The sequence below is a fragment of the Microcoleus sp. B5-D4 genome (assembly GCF_036705145.1).
Taxonomy (GTDB): domain Bacteria; phylum Cyanobacteriota; class Cyanobacteriia; order Cyanobacteriales; family Microcoleaceae; genus Microcoleus.
Genome location: NZ_JAUBTV010000004.1, coordinates 69,127 through 76,308, shown reverse-complemented (window position 1 = coordinate 76,308; position 7,182 = coordinate 69,127). Strand labels below are relative to the sequence as shown.

7 protein-coding genes are annotated in these 7,182 nt (G+C 45.0%); 5 read left to right on the top strand and 2 right to left on the bottom strand.

The window, feature by feature from the left end; all coding sequences use genetic code 11:
* Positions 1–123: 123 nt before the first annotated feature.
* Together QUB10_RS03185 and QUB10_RS03180 are read right to left on the bottom strand one after the other, a co-directional pair.
* On the bottom strand, positions 124–246 hold the full coding sequence (locus QUB10_RS03185) for a hypothetical protein (protein WP_333199490.1): 123 nt from the start codon (positions 244–246) through the stop codon (positions 124–126).
* 116 nt (positions 247–362) lie between these two features.
* Entirely contained in the window at positions 363–1,901 is a 1,539-nt protein-coding gene (locus QUB10_RS03180; RefSeq protein ID WP_333199488.1) for a SagB/ThcOx family dehydrogenase, read from the bottom strand.
* 227 nt (positions 1,902–2,128) lie between these two features.
* On the opposite strand from QUB10_RS03180, the gene QUB10_RS03175 reads away from it, so the two are divergent.
* From QUB10_RS03175 to QUB10_RS03155, 5 genes are all read left to right on the top strand, one after another.
* Positions 2,129–2,650: a pentapeptide repeat-containing protein gene (locus QUB10_RS03175; RefSeq protein ID WP_333199486.1), complete on the top strand. Its 522-nt coding sequence runs from the start codon at positions 2,129–2,131 to the stop codon at positions 2,648–2,650.
* A 182-nt stretch (positions 2,651–2,832) separates the two neighbouring features.
* Complete coding sequence (locus tag QUB10_RS03170) at positions 2,833–3,165, top strand: hypothetical protein (protein ID WP_333199484.1); 333 nt, start codon at positions 2,833–2,835, stop codon at positions 3,163–3,165.
* Between the two features lie 33 nt (positions 3,166–3,198).
* Positions 3,199–5,277 carry a dynamin family protein gene (locus QUB10_RS03165; RefSeq protein WP_333199481.1) on the top strand — a complete coding sequence of 693 codons (2,079 nt, stop codon included), beginning with the start codon at positions 3,199–3,201 and terminating at the stop codon, positions 5,275–5,277.
* Between the two features lie 12 nt (positions 5,278–5,289).
* The gene (locus QUB10_RS03160; protein ID WP_333199479.1) at positions 5,290–6,960 is read left to right on the top strand and encodes a dynamin family protein; all 1,671 of its coding nucleotides are present in this window, start codon (positions 5,290–5,292) and stop codon (positions 6,958–6,960) included.
* 54 nt (positions 6,961–7,014) lie between these two features.
* A complete protein-coding gene (locus tag QUB10_RS03155) occupies positions 7,015–7,170 on the top strand; it encodes a hypothetical protein (protein WP_333199477.1) in 156 nt (51 codons plus the stop codon).
* The last annotated feature ends 12 nt before the right edge of the window (positions 7,171–7,182 follow it).

The following is a 7,182-nucleotide window of genomic DNA, read 5'->3' as shown; positions in this document are numbered from 1 at the left end:
GAAACCCCGAATTTCACTCTTTGTGGAACAGGCATCTTGCCTGTTCTGTTGTATTTTTAGGGCGGGCGGGACGCCCAACCCCTACTCCCTACAATAATTTCACTCTTTTTGAAACCCCGAATTTCACTCTTTGTGGAACAGGCATCTTGCCTGTTCTGTTGTATTTTTAGGGCGGGCGGGACGCCCACTCCACAATAATTTCACTAAGAGTGAAACACCGAATTTCACTCTTTGTGGAACAGGCATCTTGCCTGTTCTGGAGAATGGTTTAAGATGTTAATTTCATCAAACTTGACTGTAAAATTTAGATGCGCCTGGGCTTAGTGAAGCAATACTACTGACAAATAACAACTAACTTATTGTCACGATCGAGGTCTTCCGAGACTTGTAATATAAAGCACAGCCTCACCCGCAGGAATACCGAGAACGTCATTGACACGATCGTCAAAAAAGCCCCCGATACCGCTGACACCCAAACGCAGTTGCATAGCTGCTAAATTCAACCGCTGGCCCAAATGACCCGCGTCCATGTGCAAATAGCGGTAAACTCGATCGCCATATTTTGCTACAGCCCTGTTCAAATCCGCCGTATGAAACAACAGCGCCCCCGCATCTCTGCCCAAGTCTTGCCCCAAACACAAAAAATGCAGTTCCCTGCGGAAATTTTTAAACCGAATTTGCCGCAATTCTTGAGCTTTCGGAGCGTAATAGTAACAGCCTTCTTCTAACCCATGCACTCCCGAAACAGCAATAAAAGTCTCGATCAAACTTAGATCGAAATAGTCTGGATAACCGTCTAATCCTTGGTCGATATAGTGCTGCGGCTGGTAAGTAAAATCCAGCATAGCTAGCAGTTCGCCCAAGCTCAAAGAAGCACCTGTATAAGCACGGGTCGAACGCCTTTTGAGCATAGTGTTTTCTAAAGTTTCCAGGTTCACTCCCCAAGGAATCGAAGGAGTGACCGTCGAAACTTTAGTACAAAATGGAAAGTTGTATTTATCCTCTAGTACCCCTTCACTTTCATCAACTTTCCAGCCGTCTGATCCGGTAGGGTCTGATTCTAAATGCGTGGCTTTGTGGAGGTATTTTAACAGTTGACCTTCGGAAATTTTTGGGTAATCTGTCGTGGTATTTCCGGGCAAAGCGGTTTTAAATTTAGGCAAGTTTTGGTCAATATCTAGCAAGTCGGCTAAAGCAAGTACACAAATCGCTCCTTCTTGCTCCGAGTCGATGTACAGTAATTCATTGACAGCTTCGTCGGCGAATCCTCCAATCAGGTGAGGTCGGTAATCGTTGACGGCGCAAGCTAACTCGATATTGCTCAATAAATGGCCAGTGTCTAGAAAAATTCGCCGATAAGCTCGGTCTTCGTAACGCCAAGAAGAACGGAAAAAAACAGTGGTAATGGCGATCGCCAATTGGGTATTTTCTAGCGCTGGCGACTGGAAACAAGCTGCTTGCAAAGTCGGCCAAACTTGACTGTCCCAAAAATGAACAAGTGAATGAGTTCTGCACTGATAATTGTAGAGTCCGGCCGGCAACTGGGCAGTGCCACGGGAGATTAAATAAACCTCTGCTGGGTAGAGTCCACCCGCCGACGGTGCGGATCGCAAATACAGGTAGCTGTCGTCTACCGTCTGCACTTTCGCCGTCAACCCGTAGCTGCACAGCAACAAGCTAGATAACCGATGCCACCAAGCGGCATCGGGATCGGCATCGGCATCCTCCGAGGGGTCTTTTAGATAAGGCTTGAGGTCAAAATACGCTCCAATTTTATATTCTTTGAAAGGCACAGGTTGCTCTGTCCAATCTAGCTGTTTACTTTTAGCAGCAATGGTTTCAGGGTCGTATTTTGTCCGTTCGTGGTAGTGCTGAGCAATGGAGAGAGGAAGTTCTGGCATATTTCAGTAGAGGATTGGCTTTGGTTTCTCGATCGATCTTGACATTACTAACCGCTTACTGGTTGAGCAAGGCAGAAATTTACAAATATAAAAAAAATCTTAGAAAAAATGCGACTGTTGTTACACAAGCTTAACATAAGAATATGCCTAAGTATAAATACGCAGAATAATAACCATTAATTACTGTTATGGATTGGCTGCAGTAGCTGTCGTCATGAGGAATGAAAATGCAAAAGCTAAGCGCTGAGGAATTGCTTGCTCAGTATGCTGATGGCCAGCGAAACTTTAACGCCGTTGACTTAAGTGAACATAACTTGTTTCAAGCAGATTTGACAGAAATAAATCTTTCTGGTAGCGTTCTGAGGCGAGCTTATTTGCCCTACGGAAATTTGACTCAAGCCAATCTTTATAAAACTGATTTGCAAGATGCTGAATTGGGCGACATTCAACTTTATCAAGCTAACTTGTCGGAAGCAACTTTATCAAGAGCCAACTTATCAAGAGCAAATTTGCGTCACGCCAATTTGCAAGGTGCTAATTTGCAGAAAGCCAATTTGCAAGGTGCCGATTTGTACAATGCAGATTTGACTAAGGCCGATTTGAGATATGCGGATTTGAGCCGAGCTAACTTGGAGAAAGCAAAGTTAAGCCAAGCTCAATTAGCGGGCTGCAACTTATTTCGATCGCGCTTGGTTGATTTGTCGGAAGCCGAGTGCGATCGCACTACTATCGGGCCCGAAGGGTATTGAGGATTTGCAGCGGCTAATCTAGGGCGTAGGGCGATCGGCTTAATTAGTCCCTCGCCCTTTTTAAATTTTCTTAACATTTCTCGACAGGCGGGAAAATGTGAGTTACAGTCGTAGAGAACTTATCGATCCGCAACATTGACAATAAATAACACATTTTTCCAGCGGAAAACAGGCTAAAATTTATGAATTCTCCTGACAACAAATCCCGAGAACTCCGGCGCAAAGAACAAGAACTGCGGAAGCGAGAACAAGAAATTCGGCTCCGCGAACTAGAATCCGAAATCGACCGCTCCGTGCCAGAACATCTAACAAGCAAGTACCAAGAACCAGACAGCCAAGTTAACGGCAAACTCAAACAGTGGCGCAGAAAAATTATAGCAGCCGCTCAATTTACAGGCATTGTCATTGCTGTTATCGTTGCAGTTCGCATAGCATCTTGGCTGGCAGCCGCGCTGATAGTGGGAGGCATTGCTTGGATCGCTTACAAAATGTTTATTGAAGAAGACAAAAGTTGAAAAGCTCAAGCAGGAAACTATCAGAAAACAGCCATGAACCTTAAAGTAGAAACTAGCAACTTTCTCAACGATTTAGAGCGAGTAGCCGCCGTGCGCCGAGAAATTGCCACTCGCCTCAGCAACATCGCCACAGCCATCAACCAATCAGAATTAGCAGGAGGAGAAGCATCGGGAAAACTCGGTTTAGAAACAGACAACGCCGACATTGATGTCGCCAGTAAAAACTTGCGCCAAGGAGTCTTTCGGCTGCTAGTGCTAGGCGACATGAAACGCGGTAAAAGCACTTTTCTCAATGCGTTAATCGGCGAAAACTTACTGCCCAGCGATGTAAATCCCTGTACAGCTTTGCTGACGATTTTGCGCTATGGTTCAGAAAAAAAAGTCACCGTTTATTTCAATGACGGCAAAAGCCCAAAACAGCTAGATTTTAAAAGTTTTAAACAGAACTACACAATTGACCCCGCTGAGGCAAAACGCTTAGAAGAAGAAAAGAAACCAGCATTTCCAGATATCGATTGCGCCGTAGTAGAATATCCCTTACCTTTGCTAGAAAAAGGCATAGAAATAGTAGACAGTCCCGGACTTAACGATACAGAAGCCCGCAATGAATTATCTCTCGGTTACATCAACAACTGCCACGCTATTTTGTTTGTGCTCAGGGCAACTCAGCCTTGCACAATGGGCGAAAGACGCTATCTAGAAAATTACATCAAAAATCGCGGATTGAGCATTTTCTTCCTGATAAATGCTTGGGATCAGGTGCGGGAAAGTTTGATAGACCCGGATGATCCTGAAGAATTAGCAGAAGCAGAAGGGAAACTGCGGCGGGTTTTTCAAGCTAATTTGGCTGAATATTGTTTAACAGAAGGCCACGACATTTACGACGAGCGAGTGTTTGCAATTACCTCAATTAAGGCGCTCAGGTTGCGGATGAAAAACCCGGATGCGAATTTGGCTGGAACTGGTTTTCCCGAGTTTATGGCGGCACTGAATACGTTTTTGACGCAGGAAAGGGCGATTTCGGAATTGCGTCCGGCGAGGACTTTGGCGCGTCAAATCTCTGCTCGTGTCCGCGAAGCTGTTGGGCGCAGATTACCATTACTCGATCGCGATGTCAATGAGTTGAAGGAAAAGATTAATTCAGTTGAGCCGGAGTTTAAAAAGCTGACTCAGATTCGCGATGAATTTCAACAAGAAATTATCGAAGTTAGAGATAGTAAATCACGGGCGATCGCAGATTCTTTCCGCGCCTACGTTCTTAACTTAGAAAATACCTTTGAAACAGATTTCTTACGGTATCAACCGGAACTGAGATTTCTGGATTTCTTCAGCCAAGGCAAGCGAGAAGCTTTTGAAGCATCGCTCAAACGAGCATTCGAGCAGTACATCAATGACAAACTAGCAGCTTGGACTCTCACGGCCGAACAAGAAATGAATTCAGCATTTTCGCAGCTATCGAAAAGTGCCGCAAATTACGGAGCATCTTACACGAAAGTGACTGAAAAAATTACCGAAAAACTGACGGGACAAAAGATACCAGCAGCAGTCAGCAACTCGAACGAAGATAACTCGCCAGGTTGGGCAAAATGGGCGATGGGATTGTTCTCGTTAACGACTGGAAATCTGGCAGGTGTAGCAATGGCAGGAGCGGGTTTTGATTGGAAAAATATCCTGCTCAACTTAATCACTGTGTTGAGCGTCAGTACGATTCTTGCTAGTTTGACGGGGATTGTTTTGGGGCCGCTGTACTTGGCTTTATTGGGGATGGGTGTTGGGGTTTTGCAAGCAGACGGAGCGCACAAACAGTTGGTGAAAGCGGCGAAAAAAGAGCTAGTGAAATATCTGCCGCAGGTGGCTCAAGAGCAGTGGCAGCCGATTCACGATGCTGTGAAAGAGTGTTTTGATGTTTACGGGCGGGAAGTGGGCGATCGCATGAATGCTGATATTACTTCTCGGAAATCAGAGTTAGATAATTTGCTGGAACAAAAGGAATCTCGCGAGATTAATTTTCAGGCTGAATCGCAGCGGTTGAAAAAATTGGAGGCTGATGTTTCTGCCGAGTCGCAGAGTATTGAATCGCTATATCAAGCTTTCCTAGCATCCGCTAAATGAAATAAAACAACAATGCAACAACCCGAAATTTATCAATACCTGACCGACAATCTCAAATCAGCACTCGGTATTCTCGAACTTGAAAAAAACTCCCAACTGTATCGAGATACTACCTCAATCTGCGACTATCTCGCCAAACCAACTTTTCAAATTGCTGTCTTTGGCCCGTTTAACTACGGCAAGTCAACTTTGCTGAATGCAATGCTTGGAAATCGTGCTTTGCCGATCGACCTTGTGCCGACTACAGGTGCTGCCATTTATGTCAACTACGGCGAGGAATTGCACGCAAAAATTACCCTGAAAGACGGCAGGGAAATTAGCGAACGGGGGACTGATGTGTTGAAACGCTACGCCATCCTTGACGACGCGAAACAAATGCGGGATGATGTGGCGGCAGTGAATGTTTACTGTCCCCATCCATTCCTGCAAACCGGTGTGGAATTGCTGGATTTGCCGGGAACCAATGACCGGGAAGAACAGGATAATTTAGTCAGAGATAAATTGCTAACGGCTGATTTAGTTGTGCAGGTTTTAGATGCTCGCAAATTGATGACTTTAGGGGAACGGGAGAACTTGAGAGATTGGTTGAGCGATCGCAACATCAACACTGTCGTCTTTGTTGCCAATTTTCTCAATCTACTCGAACCAGACGACCAAAAACAAGTTTACAATCGCTTGTTGTTTGTTGCCGAAAGTTTTCGCTCGAACTTGCCGAACAATATCAGCAATATCTACCGCGTCGATGCTTTGCCGGCTTTGAGGGCGAGGCTGAAAGGAGATGTGGCGGCCGCCCAAACTACAGGAATTGCCAGCTTTGAATCGGCTTTGCAAAGTATTGTGGCAGCTCAACAGGAACAACTAGCAGTTAAGTTGCCCAGAATTGAAGCTATAGCTACTAAAATTTGCCACTCTCTCCGAGCCAAAGCTGAAACTGTCACCGCAGAAATAGCCGCAGCTCAAAAGAAGCACAAAGACAAAATTGAAATTAAACAAAAAGCCGAAAAACTGATATCAAAAGGCTTTCAAGCCAGCGTTTCCGACTTCGAGATTTGGCTTTACCAACCCACACTTTTGCAGCGGTATCAATCGGAAATGGCGCTGTCGCTCCAGGAAGGAAGTTTTGACGCCTGGAAGCTAAAATTTGAGCGAGAGGTCTTACATCAGCAGCAAACCATCGCAGAATGGGTAAATAAAGCTTGCGAATTCTTTGAGAAAGAACAGCCGATCGCACTTTTGATTTCCTTTCCTCCATCCCCGCAAGTCAGTTTACCGGAGCCGCCGCCACCTCCAGCTCAAAAGTCGATCGAGGGCGAAGTGACTCCTGTGGCGATCGCCACAGGCTTAGGTTGGCTATTGGGCGGGCCCGTGGGAGCCGCAGTAGTCGGCGGTGCTAGCTATATTTTGAATAAAAGAACAGGGTATGAAAAGCCGCCTGAATCGTCAGAAGCTTATCTAAATCAAGTAACGGAAATTTGCAGCGAGGCTGCTAAAAACTATCTCGCTCGCTTCAGTACCGATACTTTTTCCATGCTGCAACACTACAAGGAAATCGCCGGAAAAGTTATCTGTTTTCAAGACAGCAAAGAGCCATTAAATATGAATTTTCAACAGTACCAGTTACAGTTAGTAAATAATTTAATCGATAACTTAGAAGCACAATTGGAGAGAACAAAAGTTATATGATTTGAGATTTTATATTACTTTCATGGCACTATCAAATCATCAATAACAGGCAAGATGCCTGTTCCACAAAAATTCAGTTTTATTGTGGGAAGAACAGGCTTTCCGGCCTGTTCTTCAAAAATTCAGTTTTATTGTGGGAAAAACAGGCTTTCCGGCCTGTTCCACAACAATTCAGTTTTATTGTGGAACGGGCATCTTGCCCGTTCCTAAAAATAATGAAAC

Coding starts and splice junctions, on each gene's coding strand:
- QUB10_RS03185 (WP_333199490.1), bottom strand. CDS start 246: ATGCCTGTTCCACAAAGAGTGAAATTCGGTGTTTCACTCTTAGTGAAA.
- QUB10_RS03165 (WP_333199481.1), top strand. CDS start 3,199: ATGAACCTTAAAGTAGAAACTAGCAACTTTCTCAACGATTTAGAGCGA.
- QUB10_RS03155 (WP_333199477.1), top strand. CDS start 7,015: ATGCCTGTTCCACAAAAATTCAGTTTTATTGTGGGAAGAACAGGCTTT.
- QUB10_RS03160 (WP_333199479.1), top strand. CDS start 5,290: ATGCAACAACCCGAAATTTATCAATACCTGACCGACAATCTCAAATCA.
- QUB10_RS03175 (WP_333199486.1), top strand. CDS start 2,129: ATGCAAAAGCTAAGCGCTGAGGAATTGCTTGCTCAGTATGCTGATGGC.
- QUB10_RS03170 (WP_333199484.1), top strand. CDS start 2,833: ATGAATTCTCCTGACAACAAATCCCGAGAACTCCGGCGCAAAGAACAA.
- QUB10_RS03180 (WP_333199488.1), bottom strand. CDS start 1,901: ATGCCAGAACTTCCTCTCTCCATTGCTCAGCACTACCACGAACGGACA.